This is a genomic window from Novosphingobium sp., from assembly GCF_025351285.1.
Taxonomy (GTDB): Bacteria; Pseudomonadota; Alphaproteobacteria; order Sphingomonadales; family Sphingomonadaceae; genus Novosphingobium.
Map to the genome: position 1 here is coordinate 1 of NZ_JANXWG010000007.1, position 24377 is coordinate 24377.

Sequence of the window (24377 nt, forward strand, 5' to 3'; positions counted from 1 at the left end):
GCGAAGTCGAGACACGCTGGCGCCGCGCTCACGTGTCTCGACTTCGCTCGACACGAACGGGATGTGGTGTGCGGCTCAAGTCCCGCGCGTATCACCATAGAGATGAATGTGCAGCCGGTCGGTGAAACGCCAGCCGGCTGACGCTGCGGCTTCGGCCAGCCAGAGCGCACGGGTGCGCAGCGTGGCGCTGTCGGTTCCTTCGGGCATCACGTAGAGTCGGTCAGGCGGGATCGTATAGCGCTGTTGAAGCGCGGTGATCTCAGACAGGTCCGCCGCTTCGGCAATCACGAATTTGAAGAAGGCGCGCGGCTCGGCGGCCCAGGCGGTGAGCCGCTCGGGGACCAACGCGAGGTCGGCCGGGTTTCCGCTGTGCGCGAGCTTGGGGCTGACGTTGTATTGATCGACCAGCGCGTCGAGGGCAGGGTGCGGCGCGACGGTTCCGTTGGTTTCGATCTCGACGTGGAGTGCGGTCACGGCCTGCTTGAGCGCTTCGACCATTCGCGCCAATGCGGAACCCTGCAGCAGCGGTTCGCCGCCAGTTATGACCAGCCTTGGCTGTGCGGCGGGCGCGAACAAGGCAGCGATTCTGGCGGCGACTTCGTCCTCCGCCCACGTGACTTGATTGGCGCTGCGGTCGAACGCGATATCATCGCGGTGCGGGCGGTTGTCGCCCGAAAAGCGCCAGGTGTAGGCGGTGTCGCACCAGGTGCAGGCCAGGTTGCAGCGCGACAGCCGCACGAACACGCTCGGCCGTCCGATTGAGGGGCCTTCGCCCTGGAGCGAGGCGAAGATTTCGGGTTCGCCCGGAATCGTGGTGGCGAGGATTAGAGACATAGGCTCAAAACAAATCCGTTCGCCCTGAGCTTGTCGGGCCGAAGGCGGCCGTAGGTCAACGGCTGCACTTCTTTGGGCACAAGGCAAAAGAAGAACAGTGCTTCGACAAGCTCAGCACGAACGGATTTTTTGTGGCCACTTTTACCCCAACCGCGCCAGCGCCGCGGCCAGCCGTTCGGCTTCGGCGGCGTGCGAGGCATGATCGGCGCGGGCCTTTTCGACTGCCTCGGGCTTGGCCTTTTCGACGAAGGCGGGGTTCTTGAGCCGGCCTTCGAGCGACTTGGCTTCCTTGGTGGAGGTTTCGAGCGCTTTGGTGAGGCGGGCCTTTTCGGTGGCCACGTCGATCACGCCTTCGAGATCGATTGCGCCGCTGAAGCCGGGCCGCTCAATGAGAATCGAGCCCCGGCTCGCCAGTCGCGTGTGAAGCGCATCATCAACGCTCTTGGGAACATTCTGACCCGGAAACGTCCCATTTGGAACGTCGAAGCTGATGTGAACTCTTGCCAGCCGCCCAATGACCGAACCCAGCTTTTCCAAGACGGTTTGCCATTCGCTAGACAGGTTAAACGCATGCATATGGGGCTTGGCGGAAGGCGGCACATTCAGTTCGGTCCGCGCTCCTCTGATCGATCGCACCAGATCGATGGCCGCTTCCACCTCAGCCTTTGCCGCCGCATCCACCACCGCACTCGGTTCAGGCCAGCGCGCCACGATTAACTCACCCTCACGAGCCCCCATACTCGCCCACAATTCTTCGGTCACGAAGGGCATGAACGGGTGGAGCATCACCAGAATCTGGTCGAGCACCCAGCCGGCAACGGCCTTGGTCTCGTCGTCGAATGATCCCTTGATCAGTTCGATGTACCAGTCGCAGAAGGTGTCCCACACGAAGTGGTAGATCGTGTTGGCGGCGGCGTCGAAGCGCAAGTCGGCCATCGCCTTGTCGAGGTCCGCCAGCGTGGTGACGACTTCGCCGATGATCCACTTGTTGACCGCGAGCGTGGCGGCGGGGGCGGCGAGCGTGGTGCTCGCGCCGATGCCGTTGCTTTGGCAAAACCGCGCGGCATTCCACAGCTTGGTGGCGAAGTTGCGGTAGCCTTCGACGCGGCGTTCATCCATCTTCACGTCGCGGCCCTGGCTTTCCATCGCCGCCATGAAGAAGCGCAGCGCATCGGCGCCGAACTTGTCGATCAGCAACAGCGGATCGACCACGTTGCCCTTCGATTTGGACATCTTCTGCCCATCGGCGGCGCGCACGAGCCCGTGGAGATAGAGCCGCCTCCACGGCACTTCGTCCATGAAATGCAGCCCCTGCATCGCCATCCGGGCGTCCCAGAAGAACAGGATGTCGAAGCCTGAGATCAGTAGGTCGTTGGGATAATGGCGGCGGACCAGCTCGGCGTCTTCGGGCCAGCCGAGCGTGGCGAAGGGCCACAGCGCCGATGAGAACCAGGTGTCCAGGACGTCCTCGTCGCGGGCGAGTGACACGTCACCGCCAGCGAGTGCCTGAGCTGCCTCCTCGGCTTCGGCAACATAGATTTTGCCGTCATCGCCATACCAAGCCGGAATCCGGTGCCCCCACCACAACTGGCGGGAAACGCACCATGGCTGGATATTCTCCATCCAGTTGAAGAACGTCTTTTCCCACGACTTCGGCACGATCTCGATCGCGCCCGAGCGCACCGCTTCAAGCGGCGCTTTCGCCAGTTCCTCGGCGTTCACATACCACTGGTCGGTCAGCCACGGTTCGATCACCACCCCGCCGCGATCGCCGTAGGGGGTCTGGATCGTGCGGTCCTCGGCATCGGCCAGCGTCACTTCGCCGTCCTTGCCCTTCACCTCGTGCAGCACGAGATTTCCGAGCGCCTTCATCTCCGCCACGACCATTTCGCGCGCGCCATCGGCGGTATCGCGACCATCCTTGAAGCGGTGCAGCCCCACGAACCGCTCGGGAATCAGCCCATCGGCCACTTGCACCACGTTGGCCTCGGCATCGAACATGTTGAGCATCTCGCCGGCCTTGAACCCGGCGCGCTTACCCACTTCGAAGTCGTTGAAATCGTGCCCCGGCGTGATCTTCACCGCGCCCGAACCCAGTTCGGGATCGGCATGGTCATCGGCCACGATCGGAATGCGCCGCCCGGTGATCGGCAGCGTGACGAACTTGCCGATCACGCTTTGGTAGCGTTCGTCCTTTGCATTCACCGCCACCGCCATATCGGCCAGCATCGTCTCGGGCCGGGTGGTGGCGACAACCAGGTGATCGCGCCCGTCGGCCAGCGTCACGCCGTCTGCCAGCGGATAGCGGAAGTGCCAGAAGTGGCCCTTGATCTCGCGCGTTTCGACTTCGAGATCGCTGATCGCGGTCTTGAGCCGTGGGTCCCAGTTGACCAGCCGTTTGTCGCGATAGATCAGGTCCTGATTGTAGAGGTCGACGAACACCTTCACCACCGCTTTGGTGAAGTGCGGGTCCATCGTGAACTGCTCGCGCGACCAGTCCATCGAGCAGCCCAGCCGCCGCAACTGGCCGGTGATGGTGCCGCCGCTTTCCGCCTTCCATTCCCACACCTTGTCGATGAATTGTTCGCGCGTGTAATTGGTGCGCTTGTCCTGCTGCGCTTCCAACTGGCGTTCGACCACCATCTGCGTGGCGATGCCGGCGTGATCGGTGCCCACCACCCACAGCGCATCCTTGCCGCGCAGCCGTTCGTAGCGGATCACCACGTCCTGCAGCGTGTTGTCGAGCGCGTGGCCGATGTGGAGGCTGCCCGTCACGTTGGGCGGCGGGTTGACGATGGTGTAGGGAGTCGCGTCGGGGCGTTCGGGGCGGAACAGGCCGTTGCTTTCCCAATGCGCGTACCAGCGCGCCTCGATCCGGGCGGGCTCGAAGGTCTTGGCCAGGGTGGGTGCGGCGCTTGATGGTTCGTCGGTCATGCGCCGGGGCTTTGCCAGCGCGGGGGCCGGCAAGCAAGGCCGGGGGCGACGACTTCGTTGCGGCCTGCGGTTCGCTGGTGCGCTATTGTCGCCTCATGCGTTTTCGCCCATGAGGTGCATAATGCGGGTTCTGGCCGACTTTACCACTCAAGATAGCGCCGATGGCGAGACGATGCTGGCCTTTCACGGCCCGCTGGTGGTGTCGTCGGTCGGCGCGATGGACCAGCGGCTGCGCGGGCTGACCGGAACGCTGCGCGAGATCGACATGACGCATGTCGAGGAGATCGACACGGTCGGCGCCTGGATCGTATGGCGCCTGTCGCGCGAGACCGATGCCAAGATCGTCGGTTGCAGCGAAACCGCGCAGCGGCTGGTCGAAGCGATCAAGAAATCCGACGATAACCGCGAGGCGATTCGCGATCATCGCGCGCCGCTGCCGCTGCGCGTGGCGGCCAGCGTGGGCGAGGTGGTCATCGGCTTGGGCGAGGGCGCATTGCGCGTGATCGGCCTGCTTGGCCAAGTGATCATGGCGATCGGTTCGACCATCCGCCGGCCAAGCCGGTTTCGCGGGCTCGCGCTGGTCAGCCAGATGGAGCAGGTGGGAGTATCCAGCCTTGCGATCATCGGCCTGATGAGCTTCCTCATCGGCATCGTCATCGCGCAGCAGGGCGCGGTGCAGTTGCGCCAGTTCGGGGCCGAGATCTACACGGTCAACCTCGTCGGCCGGCTGACCTTGCGCGAACTGGGCGTGCTGATGACCGCGATCATGGTCGCGGGCCGCTCGGGCTCGGCCTTTGCGGCGCAACTGGGCACGATGAAGCTGACCGAGGAAGTGGATGCCATGCGCACCATCGGCGTGTCACCGATCGAAGCGCTGGTGCTGCCGCGCATCCTGGCGTGCATTTTCATGATGCCGCTGCTGGGCATCTATGCCTCGGCGGTGGCGATCGTCGGCGGCGCGTTCCTGTCCTCGCTTACGCTAGGCATTCCGTTCTGGACGTTCCTGGCGCGCATCCAGGAAGTGGTGCCCAGCCACGATTTGTATGTCGGGCTGATCAAGGCGCTGGTGTTCGGCACGATCGTGTCGGTGGCAGGCTGCTACCAGGGGCTGCAAGTCGAAGGCAATGCCGAGGAAGTCGGCCGGCGCACCACTTCGGCGGTGGTGATGGCGATCTTCATCGTGATCGTGCTCGATGCGTTCTTTGCGGTATTCTTCACCAATGTGGGGTGGGGGTGATGGCCGCGGACGAGACAGTGCCAGAGCAGGCCACCCCGCAGGAGGAAGCCGTCGATCAGAAGCTGGTCGATATTCCCGAGCCGTTCACGGGCGATTTCCCGATTCGCGTCAAAGGCTTGCGCAATGCCTTCGGCGAGCAGGTGATCCACGAAGGGCTCGATCTCGACGTGCGGCGCGGTGAAATCATCGGCGTGGTGGGCGGATCGGGCACGGGCAAATCGGTGCTGATGCGCTCGATCATCGGGTTGCAGATCCCCGAGGCCGGCGAAATCGAGGTGCTTGGCCGTTCGATCACCGATGCGCGTGATGACGACGATATCGACATCCGTTCGCGCTGGGGCGTGCTGTTCCAGGGCGGTGCGCTGTTCTCGACGCTGACCGTAGGCGAAAATGTCGAAGTGCCGCTCAAGGAGTTCTATCCCGAAATCCATGACGAACTGCGGCACGAGATCGCGCGTTACAAGGTGCTGCTGTCGGGCCTGCCCGCCACCGCCACGGCGCGCTATCCGTCGCAATTGTCGGGCGGGATGCGCAAACGTGCTGGCCTTGCGCGCGCGCTGTCGCTCGATCCCGAACTGCTGTTCCTCGACGAGCCGACTGCGGGCCTCGATCCGATTGGTGCTGCGGCGTTCGATACGCTGATCGCCGAATTGCAGCAGACGCTTGATCTCACGGTGTTCCTGATCACGCACGATCTCGATACGCTGTACGAAATCTGCGATCGGGTGGCGGTGATTGCGGACAAAAAGGTGATCGCGGTGGGCACGATCCCCGAATTGCTGGCGACCGACCATCCGTGGATCCAGGAATATTTCAACGGCCCGCGCGGGAGGGCGGCGCAGGATAGCCAGAAGCGCGACGCTCAGAAATCCGAAGCGGGTGGGCGGAACGCAGCAGAGGTTCAAACGTCTGCACAAAGCCGGACCAAGATGGACAAACCCGCTGCCGAGCAGGCATAGCAACCAGAGCACCTGCACCTTTGATCGGTGCGCATGAACAGAAACGAAGGGGTTCGGTCAACCGAAGATGGAAACGCGGGCAAATCATGTGTGGGTGGGCGCGGTCACGCTGGTGCTGTTGGCGGGTCTCGCTGCGGCCATCGTCTGGATCACGCGTCTCAACCACCCCACGCAGAATGCTTACGACATCTTCTTCAAGCAATCGGTCGAAGGCCTGGCCAAGGGCTCGGCGGTCACGTTCGCCGGCGTACCTGCGGGCCAGGTGCGCGTGATCGAATTGTGGAAGAAGGACCCTGAATTCGTGCGCGTGCGGATCGAGGTCGATGACAAGATCCCGATCCTGCAAGGCACCGTTGCCACGTTGCAGGGCAGTTTCACCGGCGTTTCGACGATCCAGCTCGATGGTGCGGTGCGCGGCGCGCCCAAAATTGTCGAAGCCGGCCCCGAAGGCGCGCCGGTGATCCCGACCAAGCGCGGCGGACTTGGCGCCTTGCTCGCCAACGCGCCGCTGCTGCTCGAACGACTGGCCACGCTGACCGACCGGTTGACGCAGTTGATGTCGGACAAGAACCAGAAGTCGTTCGAAGGCATCCTCGCCAACACCAACACGCTGACCGCCAACCTCGCGGCGGCCTCGCCCGATGCCAAGCGCATTCTGGCCGAACTGCAATCCACTTTGCGCCAGGCGAATTATACGCTGGCGAGCTTCGAGAAGACCTCGAACGCGGCCAACGACATGATTACCAAAGACGGCAGCGGCCTTGCCAAGCAATTGCACGAAACGTTGAAATCCGCGCAATCGGCGGCCGATGCGCTGAAGGTCACGCTCAATGCTGCCACGCCCGCCGCGCAGCAGATGAACGAACGCACGCTGCCCGCCGCCGAATCCGCGATCAAGGAACTGCAAGCCACGATCCGTTCGCTGCGCCAGGTCACCGAACGCGTCGGCGATCGCGGTGTGGGCGGATTGGTCGGCGGACCCAAGCTGCCGGATTACAAGCCATGACAAACACACAGCACGCTTTCGCAACGCGGGGTCAGGCCTGGCGCGCACCGCTGGCCCTCACGCTGATCCTCGCGCTGGGCGGCTGCCTCGGCCTCGGTGGCAAAGTCCCGCCGACGCTGCTCAACCTAACCGCCGATCATGCGGCGGCGGCAGGGTCGGGCAGCAGCGGCACGTATCGCAGCGCCATCGCCGTGCTCGATCCGGTGGCTGAAATGCGCGTCGACGTAACGCGGGTGCCGGTTCAGGTCGATGACACCACCGTTGCCTATCTCAAGGGCGCATTGTGGGTCGAACGGCCGAGCCACTTGTTCCGCCACCTGATGGCCGAAACGCTGCGCGCGCGCGGCAAGCAATTGGTGGTCGAGGGCGATCCCGGCACCTCCGCGCTCAAGCTGGGTGGCCGGCTGATCGATATGGGCTTTGATGCACGCACCGGTTCGGCAGTGGTGCGCTACGATGCGATCAAGGAACGGCCGAACGGCGCGATCGAAACGAAGCGCTTCGAAAGCGTGGTAGGCGGCGTGGTCGCGCAGCCGGGACCGGTGGGCGTTGCGTTGAACCAGGCCGCGAATACGGTCGCCGGACAAGTGGCCGACTGGATCGGGTGATCCGGCGGCGAGGGGCATTGCAGCACCATTTGAAGGCCACTCTATCGCCGCTGCAAACCGCTTTGGCGCGCCGTTTGCAGCTTGGCGCAAGCGCCTGTCGGATTGGCGCAAGTTCATTGTCTATCTTAAAGGTAGAGTTATAGTCGGAGGCCTTGGAACACAAGGATCACCGCAATGTTCAACCATGTCGATGGCCTGAAAAATCGCTCTACTTCGCCGCTCGTGCTGACCGTTCCCGGTCTCGATGGCAGCGGCCCCACGCACTGGCAAACGCTATGGGAAGAACGCGACGCCAGGGCGCGGCGGGTGGATATGGGCGATTGGGCCATACCCAACCGCAACATGTGGGTGAACCGGCTGAACCTGGCGATCCACAGAGCGCAAAGTGTCAAGGGTGGCCGCCCGATCATCCTGGTGACGCACAGCCTCGGTTGCCTCACGGTCGCGTGGTGGGCGCATTACGAACAGCCCGCTTACGGCGATCCGGTGATCGGCGCGCTGCTGGTGGCGCCACCCGATGTCGATGGGCCGTTGCGCGAACCGCGGTTGCAGGGGTTTGCGCCCACCCCGCTCGGCCCGCTGCCATTCCCATCGATGGTGGTGGCCAGCCGCGACGATTCGTGGGGCAGCTTCGATCACAGCGAGCGGCTGGCAACGTTCTGGGGCAGCAAGTTCGTAGATGCCGGAGAGGCCGGGCACATCAACGCCGAATCAGGCCTCGGCGGCTGGGAAGATGGCCGGCGCCACTTGTCTCGGCTGGCGCGGCAGGCGCTCAGCGGGCCGATGCGGGTGCCCGAACCATCGCCGATGTCTATTTTCGCCTAACTTGGATTTGTGCCTCGATCCCTGGCGAGATGCACAAACCGCGCCGCTTCGCAGAACCCTGCGAGGCGGCGCGCCCGCAGTTCGATCGCCGCATCGTCCTTGCCCCACAATTCGGCCTGCCAGTCTTCCTCGAGGTTGGAGGCCGCAAACAACGCTTCCGCATCGGCGGCCGGATCGAGCGCGGCGAGGCCGATCACCAGCGACGCGGCGAGACTTGCCAGGGTGTGCAGCGCCGCCAGTTCGAACGCATCAAACCGCAGCATCTCTGCGCGAAGAGCCGCGATCGTCTCGCCCGGCTGCGGACGGTGAATCACCCCGGCCAGCCGGATGAAGCGCACATCCAGCCGCGATTCGACGGCAAGAACCAACGGTTCCCAAACGTCGCGTTGGCGGATGCCCAGCGCCTCGTCGGGCTCGGCGCGATAGCACAGCGTGTCGGTTTCGGCGAAGCGCAGCAAGTCGTCCGCCACTTTACCGGGATCGGTCCGGACCACGTCGATCGCGTAATCGGCCAGGTCGCGTAGCGGGAAGCTGCCCGAATCGATGGTATCGCCTTGCGCATCCCACTCGGCCGCCATCGCGTCGGCCAGCACTAGAGACGGCACCAGTTGCGGCAACCCGGCTTGTGTCCGCACCTTCCGCCCGTCGAGCAGCACCTGCCACTGCAAGCCTTCTGCAACCGCGCTGCAATCGGTGTAGAACCGCTTCACGGCTTCGGGCTTCTCCACCGCTTGGCGAGCACTTGCGGCACCACGAAGAAATCGACCACGCCCACGCCCAGCAGCACATAGCCGACCGGATCGGGTACGCCAGCCAGCGACGGGAAATGATGTGACAGAACCGCGAAGCCACCCATCACCAGCATCGCCCCCGAAGCGCGCATCGCCTGGATCACGGCAAAGCGTGCGACCGCCGGGTCGCGGCCTTCCTGAGTCGGCCAATCGCTCATGGCAAGTCCCGCAACATGCCGAGCAACTCCGTGCAATCGCGCGCCACGCCGATGGCGCCGGCTTCGACCAGCTCTTCGGGCGCGTGATAGCCCCAGGCCACACCGATCGCGGTGACCGAAGCGGCGCGGGCCATGTGAATATCGTACACGGTATCGCCGATCATCACCGCACGGCCACGCTGCGTCGCCGCTTCGAACAGCGCGGTCTCCAGCATCGCCGGGTCGGGCTTCGACGGGTGGTTATCGGCGGTCTGCAAGGTCACGAAATGGCGCGAAAGCCCGTGCACCTCCAGGCAATGCGCCAGCCCGCGCGCGCTTTTGCCCGTTGCCACGCCCAGCAGCCAGCCATCAGCCAGCAGCGCGTCGAGCAGTTCGGGGATGCCATCGAACAACGGCTCCACCAGCCGGCCGGCCTCGCGCGCGGCACGGAACTGTGCGCGGTATGCTGTATCAAGCGCGCTGCGCACGTCGGCGCCGGCGTCCGGCGCCAGCCTGACCATCGCGGCCGGCAGGCTGAGCCCGACGATGCGCCGGATATCGTGGCGCGGGGGGGCCACCAATCCCAAGTCCGCGAATGCCGCCTCCATCGCGGTGCAGACTTCGGCCTGCCCGTCGACCAGCGTGCCGTCGCAATCGAACACCGCCAGACGTTGATCGCTTTTGGGCCCGTTCATGATGTCAGCCCCCGCATCAGCGCCGCCATCGCCGGGGCGCCCTGTTGCTCAAGCCCGGCAATCACGCGCGCACGCTCCTCGGCGGGTTTGTTCTGGCTGAGTTTGAAAGTCTCGCGCCAGGCGGTGACATCGATCTCGAATCCGACGATCGCCGCCATCATCGTGCGCAGCTTGTCCGCCGGCATCTTGTCCATCGTCCACGGGGTCCCGACGGTCACGCGCGCCTCGTTGCGCGCGGTCAGGTCTTCGAGCAGTGCCAGCAACGCGTCCTGGTCGATCCGCCGCGCCCTGCCCTGCATTTCGAGCGCCACGTAGTTCCATGTCGGCACTTGCGCCGGATCGGTGAACCAGCGCGGGCTGACATAGGCATCGGGGCCGTTGACCAGCGCCAGCGCATCGAGCCCGTCGAGGTGCCGCGCCAGCGCATTTCCGCGCGCGATGTGGAAGCACAGCCGATCACCGGACAGCAGCAGCGGCACGTGTGCCACGCGCGGTCCGTCGGGCGTGGCCGCGAACACCGTGCCCATGCCCACTTCATCGACCATCGCGCGCAACAGCGCCCGATCATTGTGCCGGAACTGAGCGTTGGGATGCATCAGCGGGGGCTGCGCCCGCGCGGGGCGGAGTCGGGTCCGGGTTTGGGTCCCGTGCGTGGTCCAGGCTTGAGGCCAGGCTTGGGTCCGGGCTTGGGGCCGGATACGGCGCCAGGCCGTGCGCCTGACCGCGGACCGGACGGAGCCGGCTTGCCCGGAACTGCCGGCCTTGCCCGAGCCCTGACGGCGCGCGCGGGCGTTCCTGCTACGGCTTTAGGTCCCGGCTTTCCGCCCGGCTTCGCGCCAGGCCGAGCTGCGGCCTTGGCGGGCGCGCGCCTGGCCATTGCCGGGGACTTTTCATCAATCCCCGGCACTTCGCTGCGCTTGCGCCGCTCACCGCGCCGTTCCTTGCGGTAAAGCTTGGCGTGGGCCTTGGCTTCCTGCTTCAACTGCGTCTTGTCGGGCGGTGGCGGGCCGTCATCGATCGGCGCGTTGCCCTCGGCTTCGACGAAACCCAACTGCTCCATGCTGGCCGAAAAATGCTCGGGCAGCGGCGCAGTCGCGTCGATCTGGCCGTGGCCGGGCGCCTCGATCCGCAAGCGCCTGGCGTGCAGATGCATCTTGCGGCTGACGAACCCGGTCAGGAACGCGGCCTGCCCGCCGTACTTGCCATCGCCCACGATCGGGTGGCCGATCGCGGCCAGGTGCACGCGCAATTGGTGCGTGCGGCCCGTCAGCGGCTGGAGTTCGAGCCACGCCGCGCTGTCGCCCGCGCGATCGATCACGCGGTACTTGGTGGCCGCGCGCTGGCCTTCCTCGGTGTGGTCGACCATCATCTTTTCGCCGCCGGTGCCCGGCTGCTTGGCCAGCGGCAATTCGATCAGGCCTTCGTCGGCTGCGGGCGACCCGACCACCAGCGCCCAGTAGATCTTCCGCGCGGTGCGGCCCGAGAATCGCTTGGAAAAGAACGCCGCGCTGCCCGGGGTGCGCGCGATCAGCAGCACGCCCGAGGTATCCTTGTCCAACCGGTGGACCAACCGCGGGCGCGGTTCGGTCTCGCTGGCATAAGCATCGAGCAGCATGTCGACATGCCGCGTGGTGCCGCTGCCGCCTTGCGTGGCCAGCCCCGGCGGCTTGTTGAGCACGAACGCAGCGGGCGTTTCGACCATCAGCATCGCCTTGGCTTCAGCGCGTTGCTCGTCGGTCAGTTCGATGATCTTGCGCGCCGGCTTGGACCCAAATCCGTTCTTTGGGCCGGCAGCCGTGGCCGGCGTAGCGCCGCCCGGGGGCACGCGCAGCACCTGGCCGGTGCTGAGCCGATCGGCCGGATCGGCGCGGCTGCCGTCGACGCGGATCTGCCCGGTGCGCGCCCAGCGCGAGATCGTCGCGAAGCCCACTTGCGGCAGGTTGCGCTTGAACCAGCGGTCGAGTCGGACGCCGTCGTCGTCATGCCCGACGATGAACTGGCGCACGGTGTTATCGTCGGTGGATTTGTTCATTCAAACGGTCCGCATGATGAAGAGACCGGCGAACAGCGCGGCGAAGCCGGCCAGAAGCGAAAGTCCGGTATATAAAGCCGCAAGCCCAAGCGCGCCGCGCTCGACAAACAGCGCGAATTCCAGCGCGAAGGCCGAAAAGGTGGTGTAGCCGCCCAGCACGCCCACGCCCAGCAGCAAGCGCCAGGATTCGGGATGGATCGAATTGCTACCCGTATTCCGCGCCAGCCAACCCGCCAGCAGGCCCATCGCCAGGCTGCCCAGTACGTTGACCGTCAGCGTGCTCCAGGGGAAGGCGCTGGCCGCAACCGGGCCGATGGCCATGCTCCACAGCCGCCCGGTCGCAAAGCGCAGCCACGCACCGAACGCGCCGCCACCGGCAACGAGCAGCGAGGCGGTGGTGAAGTCGGGGGGGATGGCAGGGGGCAGGCTCACAGCCACGCCTTAGCGGTGGATTGGCCAAAATGCCAATGCGTGCATGCCTTGACGGTGGCGCGGGTCAGTCGAGCGTTGCCAAATGCGGCTTTTTGGCCCAATTCGCCAGCCGCGGCTGGATTTGGCATGATTCGGGTGGTGTGCTGGGCAAGTCACGGACTTGCCTGGCCGTTGCGTTTCTGCTAGCCGCCCGCGGTTCGCGTCGCCCTGGCCCTAATTTGGTTGGTCAGGATTCGGTGCGCGTTGTCTTTCGTATCAGGCCGCTCCCCCGCATTGCAGGTGGGGTTCTGGGTCAAAGTTCCTTGAGGTGTTTCGGTTTATGCAAATTCTCGTTCGCGACAACAATGTCGACCAGGCTCTCCGCGCGCTCAAGAAGAAGCTGCAGCGTGAAGGCGTGTATCGCGAAATGAAGCTGCGCCGTCACTTCGAGAAGCCGTCGGAAAAGCGCGCCCGCGAAAAGGCTGCAGCGGTTCGCCGCGCACGCAAGCTGGAACGCAAGCGGGTTGAACGCGACGGCGGCAAGTAGGGATTTGGGCGCCGACACTTCACGGCGCTTGAAATTCTAATTCACTTGCGAACGGCCCTTTGCTGGGCCATCAAAGGCGCCGGTTCTGCCGGCGCCTTTTCGCGTTGTCGCAGGCCGTAAGCTTGCCTTGTGCGGCTGAACCGTTTCCAGGTCCTTTGGCCAGGTCTATTTGGGGGTAGTACCATGACCGAGATCACCCGTGTCCCGTTGCAGCCGATTGCCAAGGGATCGACCACGCGCATCTGGGTGGGCGTGGGGCTGGCCTTCGCGCTGGCGCTCGTGCTCGCTTTCGTTGCGCGTTTTCACGGCCTTGTGGTCGATACGATCAAGGCCGGGACCGGTGCTTCGCCGACGGCGGCGGACGTGGTGCTGGTCAATTACGTGGGCCATCTCGGCAGCGGCAAGGAATTCGACAAGGGCGACAAGGTCGCGATCCCGCTGGACGCGGTGGTGCCCGGCTTCAGTCAGGGCCTGCAGAAGATGCAGAAGGGCGGCAAATACAAGCTCAGCATCCCCGCCAACCTCGGTTACGGGCCAGAACCGCAGAAGAACAACCGCACCGGCGAAGTCGTGATCCCGGGCAACAGCGATCTGGTGTTCGACATCGAACTGCTCGATTACATGAACGCCGCGCAATTGCGCCAGTTGCAACAGATGCAGATGCAGCAGCTCCAGGGCATGCGCGGCAAGGGTGGTCCCGGTGCGCCGCACGGTGGGCCGGCCGGAATGCCTCAAGGTGCCATGCCTCCAGGTGCGATGCCTCCGGGTGATCTGCCGCCGGGCGCGATGCCGCCAAGCGGACCTGGCGGCCAGTAACCACGAATCGCGGTGCGGATTGGTCCGCGCCGCGATCCTTGATCGCAGAGCAGCCATCCTTGATGCAAACAGGGTCGGGTGCTAGCGCGCGGCTCGCAATTCAACTCCAGCCGCAAGAGACCGCTCGCATGTCCGTCGATACCGCCACCGTGGCCAAGATCGCCGCGCTGGCCCGCATCAAGCTTTCGCAAGACGAAGTCTCCGCGATGGTGCCCGAACTGAACGGCATCCTCGCGTGGGTGGAACAATTGGCCGAAGTCGACGTGACCGGGGTCGAGCCGATGACCGCGGTGATCGAAAACCATCTGCGCTTGCGCGATGACGTGGTGAACGCCGATGTGCAAACCGGCGGCGACAAGCGCGAAAAGGTCCTGGCTAACGCGCCGGCGCCCGAACATGGCTTTTTCGGCGTGCCCAAGGTGATCGAGTGATGAGCGAACTGACCGAACTTGGCGTCGCGGCGATCCGCGATGGCGTATCCACTGGCACGTTCAGCGCGGTTGAAGTGGCCGAGGCGTTCAACGCCAATGTCGCCGCTGCGGCCACGCTCAACGCCTTCATCGTTACCACGCCCGACAAGGCGCTCGATGCTGCGCGTGCGGTCGATGCGAACCGCGCTGCGGGCAAGCCGTTGGGCAAGCTGGGCGGCGTGCCGATCGGCATGAAGGACCTGTTCGCCACCGCAGGCGTGCAGACCACGGCTGCCAGCCACATGCTCGAAGGCTTTATTCCGCCTTACGAAAGCACCGTCAGCGGCAAGCTGTGGGCCGAGGGTGCGGGAATGCTGGGCAAGCTCAACCTCGACCAGTTCGCGATGGGATCGTCGAACGAGACCAGCTATTTCGGCAACGTGATCTCGCCGTGGCGCCGCTCGGACGGCGGAAATGCCGCGCTCGCGCCGGGCGGTTCTTCGGGCGGCAGCTCGACGGCGGTTTCGGCGCGGCTGTGCCCGGCGGCGACCGGGACCGACACCGGCGGCTCGATCCGCCAGCCCGCGGCCTTCACCGGGATCAGCGGGATCAAGCCTACATATGGCCGCTGCTCGCGCTGGGGCATCGTGGCGTTCGCTTCGTCGCTCGACCAGGCAGGGCCGATGGCGCGCGACGTGACCGATTGCGCAATCATGCTGGAGGCCATGTCGGGCTTCGATCCGAAGGATTCGACCAGCCTCGATCTGCCCGTGCCCGCGTGGGAAGCCGGTTTGAACCCGGATATGCGGGGCAAAAAGGTCGGCGTGCCAGTCGAATACCGCATGGACGGCATGGACGCCGACGTGGCGGCAAGCTGGGAACAGGGCATCGCCTGGCTCAGGGATGCGGGCGCTACGATTGTCGAGATCAGCCTGCCGCATACCAAATACGCGCTGCCCGCCTATTACATCATCGCGCCGGCCGAAGCCTCGTCCAACCTCGCGCGCTATGACGGGGTGCGCTATGGCTTGCGCGACCTGCCCGATAACGCGGGCTTGCAGGACATGTACGCCGCCACGCGTGCCGCCGGATTCGGCGCCGAGGTCAAGCGGCGCATCCTGATCGGCACTTACGTGCTTTCGGCCGGGTTCTACGACGCTTATTACACGCAGGCGCAGAAGGTGAGGACGCTGATTTCGCGCGATTTTGCGCGCGCGTTCGAGACTGTCGACGTGATCCTGGCCCCCACTGCACCCACCGCCGCGTTCGCGCTGGGCGAGAAATCGGCCGATCCGCTGGCGATGTACCTCAACGATGTGTTCGCGGTGCCCGCCAGCCTGGCCGGGTTGCCCGCGATGTCGGTGCCCGCCGGGCTTAACCGCGAAGGGTTGCCGCTGGGCCTGCAGGTGATCGGCCGGCCGTTCGACGAACAGGGCGTGCTCAATGCCGGCCTGGCCATCGAACGTCGCGCCGGCTTCACCGCGCGGCCGGAGAAATGGTGGTAACACCCGCAGACTGGGCCAATCCGGCGCCAGCGCACCGTTACGTCGCACTCGATTCGCTGCGCGGGATTGCGGCGCTGGCGGTGGTGGTGTTTCACTTGCATGTGCACGATGGCTTCCCGCAATGGGCGTTCTTTCGCGCCTCGAACCAGTTTGTCGATTTCTTCTTCGTGCTTTCGGGCTTCGTGATCGCGGCAAGCTATGGCGATCGGCTGGCGGCTGGGTTCAGCCCGTTGCGGTTCTTCGCATTGCGGCTGGGGCGGGTCTATCCGCTGCATGGCGTAATGGTGCTGGCGGGCGTTGCGCTCGAATGCGTGGCGTGGGCGTTCGGCCCGCATGGACTGGCGCCGCAGGGCGTGTTCGCGGGCCTGCATTCGCCGGGCCATGCCTTGCGCGCGCTGTTCCTGCTTGATGGCCTGTTCGTCGATCGCGGCAATGCCTACAGCGGTGCGAGCTGGAGCATTTCGGTTGAGCTGGTGCTTTACGGACTGGCGATCGTGGCGTTTCGGCTGCGAGGGGCGGGCGCGGCGCTGCTGCTGGGATTGGGGCTGGCGGGGCTGCTGGCGCAAGCGTCTGGCTTTGAAGTGTCTGTTTTTACAGGTTCGGTCCAGCGCGGGCTGGCGGGTTTCACTTGCGGTGTGGGGTGCTGGTGGCTGCATCGCGCGCGCGGCGGGGCGCCCTTGCCGCTGGCAGCATGGCTCGAACCGCTGGCGCTGACCGGGCTGTTCGCAGCCATCGGCTTTGCGCCGCTGTTCGGACATTACGAACTGGTCGTGGTCCCCGCCGCGCTGGTGGTACTGGTGTTCGCGGGCGAGGCGGGACCGGTCGCGCGCGGGTTGCGAATGCGACCGTTCGTGTGGCTGGGGACGATTTCCTACGCTATCTACATGGTCCACGGCTTCGTGCTGGCGCGGCTGTTCGATGTGGCAGCGGTGCTGTCGCGCGGGCTGGCGCACCCGATCGTCGAACAGGTGTGGAGCGGCGGCGTGCCCTTGCGGCGATTGGCGATGGGCCCGGCCGCAAACAACGTGCTGTGCCTGGCGCTGATCGCGACGGTGCTCGTGGTTGCGCACTGCGCGTGGCGCTGGATCGAGGAACCGTGCCGCCAATGGTCGCGCCGCAAGGTCGAGGCCCGGAGATGAGCAATACCCGCCGTTTCGTCGCGCTCGATTCGTGGCGCGGGATCGCCGCGCTCGGCGTGGTGATGCACCATATTTCGGGCGATCACGGCCTCGTGTCGATGGAGTGGCACGGCGCGCTGGGGCTGTGCGTCGATTTTTTCTTCGTGCTGTCGGGCTTTGTAATCGCCGGCGCTTACGGCGAGCGACTGGCGCAAGGCTTCCCGGTGCGCACGTTCCTGTGGTTGCGGCTCGGGCGGATCTACCCGATGCACGTGGTAGTGCTGGTGATCTATATCGCGGTAGAACTGGTCATCGCGATCCTGGGCTGGACTCACGGCGGACGCCACGCGTTCACCGGGACGCGCGAGATTTCCGCGATCCTGCCCACGCTGCTGTTGGTCCAGGCGTTCACGATGCCCGGGCAGGATTCGTGGAATATCCAGAGCTGGAGCATTTCGGTCGAACTGTGGCTCTATGTCGTATGGGCGCTGGCGTGGCGGCTGATCGGGCGTGGTGCGATCGCGCTGGCGGTTTTCGTTTCGACCGCCTTGATGGCGATCGCCGCGTTCCGGCCCGAATGGATCGGCCCGCAGATGTGGGCGGTGCGGGGTTTTTGCGGGTTCGGGCTGGGCATGGGGACGTGGTGGCTGCATTCGACACTGGGCGCGCGCGCGCCGAGCCCGAAGCTGGCGACCGTGCTCGAACTGGCGTTCGTGGTGGCAGCCGCCGCAGCAATCGCGCCGTTTGCTCCGCTGATCGTGGCCGACCCGGTGTTCGCCGGGCTGGTGCTGGTGTTCGCGTTCCAGCGCGGCGCGGTCAGCCGGTTGTTGCTGCGCGGACCGTTCGTGCTGATCGGCACGATTTCCTATTCGCTCTACATGATCCACGGCTTCGTGCTGGGCCGCTGCTTCGATGTGTTTGCGGCGGTCGAGCACTTCGCGGGCGTCACGCTGGTGGGCAAGACGTGGTTCGGATCGGCCATGCTGGTGACCGGCACCACCGTGACCAACCTGCTGACGGTGGCGATGATGGCGGCATCGGTCGCAGTCGGCTGGGTGTTCTGGCGCTTTGTCGAGGACCCGGCGCGGCGCTGGTCGCGCGATCATGCCGATACCGTGACCGGCCACTATCCTGAAGCCGCGCATACCTAACCCCTTTTCACGCAGCCTTGCGCGTCCTATCGGAACCCAGATGAGCGAAACCATTCCAAACTACCGCATCCAGGGCGCCACCGGCGATTGGGAAGTCGTGATCGGGCTCGAAGTCCATGCGCAGATCACGTCAAAGTCCAAGCTGTTTTCGGGCGCGGCGACCGCGTTCGGGGCTGAGCCCAATTCGCAAGTGTCGCTGGTCGATGCCGCGATGCCGGGGATGCTGCCGGTGCCCAACCGCGAATGCATCCGCCAGGCGGTGCGCACGGGGCTGGCGATCGACGCGCAGATCAACAAGTGGTCGCGGTTCGATCGCAAGAATTATTTCTACGCCGATCTGCCGCAGGGCTACCAGATCAGCCAGTTGTTCCACCCGATCGTGGGCGAAGGCGCGATCCAGATCAGCCTCGATGACAAGAATCCCGACGACAAGACGAAGACCATCGGGGTTGAGCGCATCCACGTCGAGCAGGACGCGGGCAAGTTGATGCACGATCAGCATCCGACGATGTCCTACGTCGATCTCAACCGTTCGGGCGTGGCGCTGATGGAGATCGTCAGCCGGCCCGACATGCGGTCACCCGCCGAAGCCGGGGCCTACTTGCGCAAGCTGCGCTCGATCCTGCGCTATGTCGGATCGTGCGATGGCAATATGGAAGAAGGCTCGATGCGCGCCGATGTGAACGTCAGCGTGCGCAAGGTGGGTGACGAATTGGGTACCCGCACCGAAACCAAGAACGTCAATTCGGTGCGCTTCGTGATGGCCACGATCGAGCACGAGGCCAACCGCCAGGTCGATGTGATCGAGGCGGGCGGCAAAATCGTCCAGGAAACGCGGCTGTTCGATCCCGACACCGGCACCACGCGGTCGATGCGCAGCAAGGAAGACGCGCACGATTACCGCTACTTCCCCGATCCCGACTTGCTGCCGCTGGTGCTGGAAGACGATTTCGTCGAGGAATGCCGCGCGAGCCTGCCCGAATTGCCCGACGCCAAGCGGCGCCGGTATGAAACCGCGCTTGGCCTGACGCCCTATACCGCGGGCGTGCTGACCGCCGAAGTCGAGACCGCGCGCTGGTTCGAAGCGTTGCTTGGCGAAACTGCCAAGGCCGCCGGCAAGCCCGACGCAGACGTGGCCAAGCAGGCTTCCAACTGGCTGGTCTCGGAATTTTTCGGCGCGCTCAACAAGCTGGGCAAGGGGCTGGAGACATCGCCGATCCAGCCCGCGGGCGCGGCCGAATTGCTCGCGCTGATCGCCAATGGCACGATTTCGGGCACGATCGCCAAGCAGGTGCTCGAAAAGATGCTTGCCAGTGGCGATGCCGCCGGCGCGATCGTCGAACGCGAAGGCCTCAGGCAGACCAGCGACACCGGCGCGATCGACGCCGCGGTGGACGCCGTGCTCACCGCCAATCCCGACAAGGTCGAACAGTACCGCGGCGGCAAGGAAGCGCTGTTCGGGTTCTTCGTCGGCCAGACGATGAAGGCGATGCAGGGCAAGGCCAACCCGCAACTGATCAACGCTGCCCTAAAACAGAAATTGGGGTGAAGGCGAAGCTGGGCTGAAACCGTTCGGTGCGGGGCGCGGCCAGGCGCCCCGCCTCGATGGCACGCAGGTCAGCTTTTCGCAGGCGTTGCCATCAGGGTCTTGCGCGCATTCCGGGCATACTCCTCGAAGTCTGCCGCAAACACCTTGCCCAGTTCATCGAGCGCCGCGATCGCGTCCTCGCCTTCCTTGGGCGGAAACAGCTTGAGCCCGTTGCCGCCCCAGGCCTTGTACTCGCGATTGATCTTCTGGCCGTTGCCGAAGTCGCGGAAAAGGAACAGCGCTCGCAGAGAACGCCCGTAGATTGCGGCCTTCTGGTAGAACAAGTCCGCGACGATCAGTTCGGAATAGCAAGCCGACTTCGAAGCGGATCGCCGCGATGTGATCTTGTTCATCGTGTGCCGTTCGACCGGCGTATCGTGGAGCACGATCGTCGTGCCGGGGCTGCGAGACAGCATCTGGCGCAGATCGAGCGCGGTCAAGGCACGCAACTGGCTGGGGCTATCGAGCGCGGTGGCCATCAGCGCCTTGTTGCTCGAATCGCGCTTGGCGTGGACGGCAGCGTCGAGCAAACCCCCACCGAGCAGTCCCGTTGTCATCGCAGCCATCCGTTCGGCCGGCCAGACGTGCAATTCGCAGCCATCGGCCGCCCCGGTCGGCGCGATCGTTGCGCTGACCGCGGCCGGGTCAAGCGCGTTGGGCTGATCCGCCGCTTGGGCAGGACCGGCGACGGCCAGCGCCATGCCCACGGCGGCACCGCAAGCTTTCAAGACAAACCCGTTCATCGATTTCCCCCTTCGTTCAACACTTTGCATCATCACTTCGTTCGCGTCTTCGAAGGCTTGTTCAGCGCTTTGCCGAAATCAGCGATGTCCACGATGTAGGCGGCTTCCACTTCGCCGATCGCTGCAGCCATGTCGTCGACCGGGCTGGGCGGGAAGTGCGGTGTCCTGGCAAGCTGGTAGCTGCCGAACACGCGCACCGGCTGATCGCTTGCGCCGAACTGTCGGAAGCGAACCACGAGCGCCAGCGCGCTGCCTGAGAACACGTCCTTCTGGGACACCATCGTGTCGAGCAGCAGTTCGGCATAGCAGCGCGCGGCGCCTTGGGCGTGGCGAGCGGTGCCGGTTCGGATTGTGGTGGAATCGAGCGGCACATCATGGATCACCACGCGATGTCCGGGCAAGCCGAGCAGCTGATCGAGCGGTTGCGCGCGCAGCAATTCGATCTGCCGCTCCGCCGAAAGCACGCGCGCCGGAGCAGCCTGATACCCGCTGCGCCCCTTCTGCCCGCCATCGACGATGCCGCCGTGGACCCAGCCGGTCCACACCGCATGCAGATCCTGCGCCGGCCAGACGTGCAATTCGCAAAGCTTGGGATCAAGGGCGGAGGCCGGCTCGACCAGAGCCGCTACAGTCGGCGCCGCGGCCGACACAGATGCCCACAGGGGCAGAATGAATACCGCGCCGAGCAGCACCCGTCGGCAATGCCTGGCTGTCAAGAATTCCGCCCCCGTTCACCGGCATTTTGCCTGCCCAGCGCCGCGATCGATATCCAACGGTCAGGCGCTTGGCAAGCAACCGTCCTCGATCGCCGCGATCGCTGCGGCCTCGCGTGCTGACCAGTCGCCGGCGATGCGGGCGAAGCGAACTTTGGCGCGGACCAGCATCGTCTCGGCTATCGCGGCAAAGCGCGCGCGTTCGTCGCCGCTGCCGAAGAACCGTGAACCGTCGGCCACCCACGGCACGTCGGGCTTGAACAGCAGGTAGCGTGCCGCCTTGCGGTAAGCCATCAGCGCAGGGGGCACTTCGCCGAACAGCATCTGCGCCCAAGCGGCGGTCATCAGCGGATCGGTGTCGAGCAGCAGGATCGGCGGATTGCTCGCGGCGGCGGCGCGGGCGGCCTGATCCTGTCCTTCGGCAATGGCCAGCAGGTCATCCATCGTCAGCTCGGTGCTGCCGGTGCGCGCGAATTTGTCCTCGCAGTATTCGCGGCCGAATTCGGGCACCCACGGGTAGCCGAACCGGGCAGAGAGCGCGCGCGCCAGAACCGACTTTCCGGTGCTTTCGGCGCCGTGGAAACAGACCGTCATCACGCCTTTGTGGCCTTTCGCCACTGCTGCAATCCGATCACCGACAGCACCAGAAACGCCACGTAAAGCACCGCCAGCAGGTTCAACCCGCGCGTGATGTACAGCCCCACCGAAACCACGTCGATCGCGATCCACAGCACCCAGTTCTCGATCCGGCGCAAGTTGAGCAGGAGTTGCGCGGCGACGCTCGCCCCCGTCACCGCCGAATCCGCGAAAGGCAGCGCGGCGTTGGTGAAGCGGTGCATGATCCAGCCGAGCGACAGGCTGAGCGCGATGGTCACGGCCCCCCACGCGGCCCGCGCCGGCCATTGCATCCAACGTACCGGCACTTCGGCATCGTCGCCTTGCGCATGGCTCCACAAGTACCAGCCGTGCACGTTGACCACGAAAAAGAACGCCTGGAGTCCGGCCTCGGAATAGAGCCGCGCGCCGGCCAGCACCACGCCGGTCAGCGCGACTTGCGCCATCGCCATGGGAAAACTCCACACCGATCGACGCACCAGCAGCACGATCTGGATTAGGCCCAGGATCGAGGCGGCGATCTCCAGCGGGTTCAGCGCGATTCGCCTGTCAGCGCGGGGCCCCAAGCGGCCGGATCGAAGCCGACGAGCAATTCGCTGCCCCCTTCAACGATCGGCCGCTTGATCGCCGAAGGGTTGGCCAGCATCACAGCCACGGCCTTGTCGGCATCGAGATCGCTGCGCCCGTCTTCGGGCAGCTTGCGGAAGGTGGTACCCTGGCGGTTGAGCACCTTTTCCCAGCCTGCCGCGCTCACCCAGTCGCGCAGCCTGGCTTCGTCCACCCCGGCCTTTTTGTAGTCGTGGAACTTGTACGCCAGCCCTTGCGCATCGAGCCAGGCCCGCGCCTTCTTGACGGTGTCGCAATTGGGGATGCCGTAAAGGGTGAGGCTCAAGGTCGGTCTCCGGTGGCTTGCAGGCTGAAGCGATGGACCCGCGAAGGGGTGCCGGCCAGCAGCGTATAGTCCTGATAATAGGCATCGCGGCCGCGCGCCTGCACTTCGGCGTGTTCGGCATTGCGGCGCCAGGCACGCGCGGCGTCCTCGTCCGCCCATTCGCTGAGCGCGATCACTTCGCCATCGTCGGCGGCGTAGCTCTTGAACGACAGGAAGCCCGGCTGTTCGAGCGCCAGTGCCTCCATGCGATCGGCGTCGGCGCCATAGGCTTCGACCGAAATGTCGGAACGCTTGCGGTTGCGGAAGACGACGATGTACATCGTTGCCCGATAGCGCGAGCCGCGCCGCGCCGGAAGGTGGACTTTTCGGCCTGGATCGTGAAAAGCGCGCAACCATGAGCCTGAACAGCTTCGGACATATGTTCCGCTTCACCACCTGGGGCGAAAGCCACGGGCCAGCGCTGGGCGCGGTGGTCGACGGCTGCCCGCCGGGCTTGGCGCTGAGCGAGGCCGATCTCCAGCCATTCCTCGATGCGCGGCGGCCTGGCCAGTCGCGCTTCACCACGCAGCGGCAGGAGCCCGATCAGGTGCGCATCCTGTCGGGCGTGTTCGAAGGGCGCACCACCGGCACCCCGATCAGCCTGATGATCGACAATGTTGACCAGCGTTCCAAGGATTATTCCGAAGTCGCCAAGGCGTACCGGCCCGGCCACGCCGATTACGCTTACGATGCCAAGTACGGTTTGCGCGATTTTCGCGGCGGCGGCCGCAGCTCCGCGCGTGAGACGGCGGCGCGGGTCGCTGCCGGCGGCGTGGCGCGGCTGGTCATCCCCGAGGTTGCGATCCTGGGCTGGGTCAGCGAAATCGGTGGCGATGCGATCGATCCGGCCAATTTCGACGCGGCCGAAATCGCGCGCAACCCGTTTTTCTGCCCCGATGCCAGCGCCGCCGCGCGCTGGGAAGCGCTGGTCGATACGGCGCGCAAGGCCGGATCGTCGCTCGGCGCGGTGGTCGAATGCGTGGCCAGCGGCGTGCCCGCCGGCTGGGGGGCGCCGCTTTACGCCAAGCTCGATGCCGAACTGGCGCACGCGATGATGGGGATCAACGCGGTCAAGGGCGTGGAAATCGGCGATGGCTTTGGCGCCGCGCGCAACACCGGCGAGGGCAATGCCGATCCGATGCGGCCGAGTAGTGGAGAGGGTCCGCAGTTCCTCGCCAACCACGCAGGTGGGATTGCCGGCGGAATATCCACCGGACAGCCGATCCGGGTGCGCGTGGCGTTCAAACCGACATCATCGATCCTGACCCCCGTGCCGACGATCGATCGCGATGGCGCGGCGGCCGAAATCATGACCAAGGGCCGCCACGATCCTTGCGTTGGCATTCGCGGCGTGCCGGTGGTGGAGGCCATGATGGCGCTGGTGCTGGCGGACCAGAAACTGCTCCACCGGGGCCAGTGCGGCTGAATCGGTCAGCGTGACTTGAGACAGACGCAAACGGCGCGGCGAATGAATCGCCGCGCCGTCCTTGAACGCGTCAGCCGGGTTTAGCGGTAACGCCACTCGCGGCGGTGGTGCTCGCGATAGCGCTGCTGCCAATAGCGGTGGCCATCCCAGTAGCCACGGCCACGGTAGAAGTTGCCGACGACCAGACCGGGCGCGACCAGCACGGGGCCGGCCCCGCGGTTGGGCACGCAGCGGCCGTTGTAATTGCGGTGGCCGCCGGGGCCGCAGCCCTGGCGGGCATCGGCAGTGGTGGCGGTGAGTGCGACGCCGATCGCGGCGGCGGCAAGAAGCAATTTCTTCATGTCT

At 65.3% G+C, this 24377-nt stretch carries 28 protein-coding genes; 13 read left to right on the top strand and 15 right to left on the bottom strand.

Annotated features, from left to right (window positions below):
- Window positions 1-75 precede the first annotated feature (75 nt).
- Together Q0R16_RS00745 and Q0R16_RS00750 are read right to left on the bottom strand one after the other, a co-directional pair.
- Window positions 76-834, bottom strand: a complete 759-nt coding sequence (locus Q0R16_RS00745) for a 7-carboxy-7-deazaguanine synthase QueE (RefSeq protein ID WP_295630807.1) — start codon at window positions 832-834, stop codon at window positions 76-78.
- 141 nt (window positions 835-975) lie between these two features.
- Window positions 976-3768 carry a valine--tRNA ligase gene (locus Q0R16_RS00750; RefSeq protein WP_295630809.1) on the bottom strand — a complete coding sequence of 931 codons (2793 nt, stop codon included), beginning with the start codon at window positions 3766-3768 and terminating at the stop codon, window positions 976-978.
- A gap of 121 nt (window positions 3769-3889) precedes the next feature.
- Between Q0R16_RS00750 and Q0R16_RS00755 the strand changes: the two genes are divergently transcribed.
- From Q0R16_RS00755 to Q0R16_RS00775, 5 genes are all read left to right on the top strand, one after another.
- A complete protein-coding gene (locus Q0R16_RS00755) occupies window positions 3890-5005 on the top strand; it encodes an ABC transporter permease (RefSeq protein ID WP_295630812.1) in 1116 nt (371 codons plus the stop codon).
- Window positions 5005-5964: an ATP-binding cassette domain-containing protein gene (locus Q0R16_RS00760; RefSeq protein WP_295630814.1), complete on the top strand. Its 960-nt coding sequence runs from the start codon at window positions 5005-5007 to the stop codon at window positions 5962-5964. Before Q0R16_RS00755 ends, Q0R16_RS00760 begins: the two co-directional genes overlap by 1 nt.
- A gap of 67 nt (window positions 5965-6031) precedes the next feature.
- Window positions 6032-6970 (top strand): MlaD family protein, encoded by a 939-nt coding sequence (locus Q0R16_RS00765; protein ID WP_295630816.1) that lies wholly within the window; start codon window positions 6032-6034, stop codon window positions 6968-6970.
- Complete coding sequence (locus tag Q0R16_RS00770) at window positions 6967-7578, top strand: ABC-type transport auxiliary lipoprotein family protein (protein ID WP_295630817.1); 612 nt, start codon at window positions 6967-6969, stop codon at window positions 7576-7578. The genes Q0R16_RS00765 and Q0R16_RS00770 overlap by 4 nt, the downstream gene beginning before the upstream one ends.
- A 174-nt stretch (window positions 7579-7752) precedes the next feature.
- Window positions 7753-8403 (top strand): alpha/beta hydrolase, encoded by a 651-nt coding sequence (locus Q0R16_RS00775; protein ID WP_366857044.1) that lies wholly within the window; start codon window positions 7753-7755, stop codon window positions 8401-8403.
- Here the strand turns inward: Q0R16_RS00775 and Q0R16_RS00780 are convergent.
- Genes Q0R16_RS00780 through Q0R16_RS00805 form a run of 6 tightly spaced genes read right to left on the bottom strand, consistent with a single transcriptional unit; the run spans window position 8400 to window position 12472 of the window.
- Entirely contained in the window at window positions 8400-9113 is a 714-nt protein-coding gene (locus tag Q0R16_RS00780) for an ATP12 family protein (protein WP_295630819.1), read from the bottom strand. The genes Q0R16_RS00775 and Q0R16_RS00780 overlap by 4 nt on opposite strands.
- Window positions 9110-9352 carry a hypothetical protein gene (locus tag Q0R16_RS00785; protein WP_295630822.1) on the bottom strand — a complete coding sequence of 81 codons (243 nt, stop codon included), beginning with the start codon at window positions 9350-9352 and terminating at the stop codon, window positions 9110-9112. Before Q0R16_RS00785 ends, Q0R16_RS00780 begins: the two co-directional genes overlap by 4 nt.
- On the bottom strand, window positions 9349-10026 hold the full coding sequence (locus Q0R16_RS00790) for an HAD-IA family hydrolase (RefSeq protein WP_295630824.1): 678 nt from the start codon (window positions 10024-10026) through the stop codon (window positions 9349-9351). Before Q0R16_RS00790 ends, Q0R16_RS00785 begins: the two co-directional genes overlap by 4 nt.
- Window positions 10023-10622 carry an FMN-binding negative transcriptional regulator gene (locus Q0R16_RS00795; RefSeq protein ID WP_295630825.1) on the bottom strand — a complete coding sequence of 200 codons (600 nt, stop codon included), beginning with the start codon at window positions 10620-10622 and terminating at the stop codon, window positions 10023-10025. The genes Q0R16_RS00790 and Q0R16_RS00795 overlap by 4 nt, the downstream gene beginning before the upstream one ends.
- Window positions 10622-12058, bottom strand: a complete 1437-nt coding sequence (locus tag Q0R16_RS00800) for an RluA family pseudouridine synthase (protein WP_295630827.1) — start codon at window positions 12056-12058, stop codon at window positions 10622-10624. Before Q0R16_RS00800 ends, Q0R16_RS00795 begins: the two co-directional genes overlap by 1 nt.
- Window positions 12059-12472, bottom strand: a complete 414-nt coding sequence (locus Q0R16_RS00805; RefSeq protein WP_295630935.1) for a CrcB family protein — start codon at window positions 12470-12472, stop codon at window positions 12059-12061. It lies immediately after the preceding gene.
- 337 nt (window positions 12473-12809) lie between these two features.
- Here Q0R16_RS00805 and rpsU point away from each other — a divergent pair, with 337 nt between their 5' ends.
- From rpsU to gatB, 7 genes are all read left to right on the top strand, one after another.
- Window positions 12810-13016 (top strand): 30S ribosomal protein S21, encoded by a 207-nt coding sequence (rpsU, locus tag Q0R16_RS00810; protein ID WP_028641935.1) that lies wholly within the window; start codon window positions 12810-12812, stop codon window positions 13014-13016.
- 183 nt (window positions 13017-13199) lie between these two features.
- A complete protein-coding gene (locus tag Q0R16_RS00815; protein ID WP_295630828.1) occupies window positions 13200-13832 on the top strand; it encodes an FKBP-type peptidyl-prolyl cis-trans isomerase in 633 nt (210 codons plus the stop codon).
- Window positions 13833-13960: 128 nt separating this feature from the next.
- The gene (gene gatC / locus Q0R16_RS00820) at window positions 13961-14263 is read left to right on the top strand and encodes an Asp-tRNA(Asn)/Glu-tRNA(Gln) amidotransferase subunit GatC (RefSeq protein WP_295630829.1); all 303 of its coding nucleotides are present in this window, start codon (window positions 13961-13963) and stop codon (window positions 14261-14263) included.
- Complete coding sequence (gatA, locus tag Q0R16_RS00825; protein WP_295630830.1) at window positions 14263-15747, top strand: Asp-tRNA(Asn)/Glu-tRNA(Gln) amidotransferase subunit GatA; 1485 nt, start codon at window positions 14263-14265, stop codon at window positions 15745-15747. Before gatC ends, gatA begins: the two co-directional genes overlap by 1 nt.
- The gene (locus Q0R16_RS00830) at window positions 15741-16886 is read left to right on the top strand and encodes an acyltransferase (protein WP_295630831.1); all 1146 of its coding nucleotides are present in this window, start codon (window positions 15741-15743) and stop codon (window positions 16884-16886) included. Before gatA ends, Q0R16_RS00830 begins: the two co-directional genes overlap by 7 nt.
- A complete protein-coding gene (locus Q0R16_RS00835) occupies window positions 16883-18016 on the top strand; it encodes an acyltransferase (RefSeq protein ID WP_295630832.1) in 1134 nt (377 codons plus the stop codon). The genes Q0R16_RS00830 and Q0R16_RS00835 overlap by 4 nt, the downstream gene beginning before the upstream one ends.
- A 40-nt stretch (window positions 18017-18056) precedes the next feature.
- Entirely contained in the window at window positions 18057-19565 is a 1509-nt protein-coding gene (gatB, locus tag Q0R16_RS00840; protein WP_295630833.1) for an Asp-tRNA(Asn)/Glu-tRNA(Gln) amidotransferase subunit GatB, read from the top strand.
- Between the two features lie 68 nt (window positions 19566-19633).
- Here gatB and Q0R16_RS00845 read toward each other — a convergent pair whose 3' ends face one another.
- From Q0R16_RS00845 to Q0R16_RS00870, 6 genes are read right to left on the bottom strand one after another with little or no spacing between them, the layout of a single operon-like run.
- Window positions 19634-20347, bottom strand: a complete 714-nt coding sequence (locus Q0R16_RS00845) for a hypothetical protein (RefSeq protein WP_295630834.1) — start codon at window positions 20345-20347, stop codon at window positions 19634-19636.
- 32 nt (window positions 20348-20379) lie between these two features.
- The gene (locus Q0R16_RS00850) at window positions 20380-21063 is read right to left on the bottom strand and encodes a hypothetical protein (protein WP_295630835.1); all 684 of its coding nucleotides are present in this window, start codon (window positions 21061-21063) and stop codon (window positions 20380-20382) included.
- Between the two features lie 60 nt (window positions 21064-21123).
- Window positions 21124-21654 (bottom strand): ATP-binding protein, encoded by a 531-nt coding sequence (locus Q0R16_RS00855; protein WP_295630836.1) that lies wholly within the window; start codon window positions 21652-21654, stop codon window positions 21124-21126.
- On the bottom strand, window positions 21654-22241 hold the full coding sequence (gene pnuC, locus Q0R16_RS00860; protein WP_295630837.1) for a nicotinamide riboside transporter PnuC: 588 nt from the start codon (window positions 22239-22241) through the stop codon (window positions 21654-21656). Before pnuC ends, Q0R16_RS00855 begins: the two co-directional genes overlap by 1 nt.
- Window positions 22208-22567 carry an ArsC family reductase gene (locus Q0R16_RS00865; protein WP_295630838.1) on the bottom strand — a complete coding sequence of 120 codons (360 nt, stop codon included), beginning with the start codon at window positions 22565-22567 and terminating at the stop codon, window positions 22208-22210. The genes pnuC and Q0R16_RS00865 overlap by 34 nt, the downstream gene beginning before the upstream one ends.
- Window positions 22564-22887 carry an antibiotic biosynthesis monooxygenase gene (locus Q0R16_RS00870; protein WP_295630839.1) on the bottom strand — a complete coding sequence of 108 codons (324 nt, stop codon included), beginning with the start codon at window positions 22885-22887 and terminating at the stop codon, window positions 22564-22566. The genes Q0R16_RS00865 and Q0R16_RS00870 overlap by 4 nt, the downstream gene beginning before the upstream one ends.
- Before the next feature lie 74 nt (window positions 22888-22961).
- Between Q0R16_RS00870 and aroC the strand changes: the two genes are divergently transcribed.
- Window positions 22962-24032, top strand: coding sequence for a chorismate synthase (aroC, locus tag Q0R16_RS00875; protein WP_295630937.1), 1071 nt, complete (start codon window positions 22962-22964; stop codon window positions 24030-24032).
- An 80-nt stretch (window positions 24033-24112) separates the two neighbouring features.
- On the opposite strand, the gene Q0R16_RS00880 is transcribed toward aroC, so the two are convergent.
- A complete protein-coding gene (locus Q0R16_RS00880; protein ID WP_295630840.1) occupies window positions 24113-24373 on the bottom strand; it encodes a hypothetical protein in 261 nt (86 codons plus the stop codon).
- Window positions 24374-24377 lie beyond the last annotated feature (4 nt).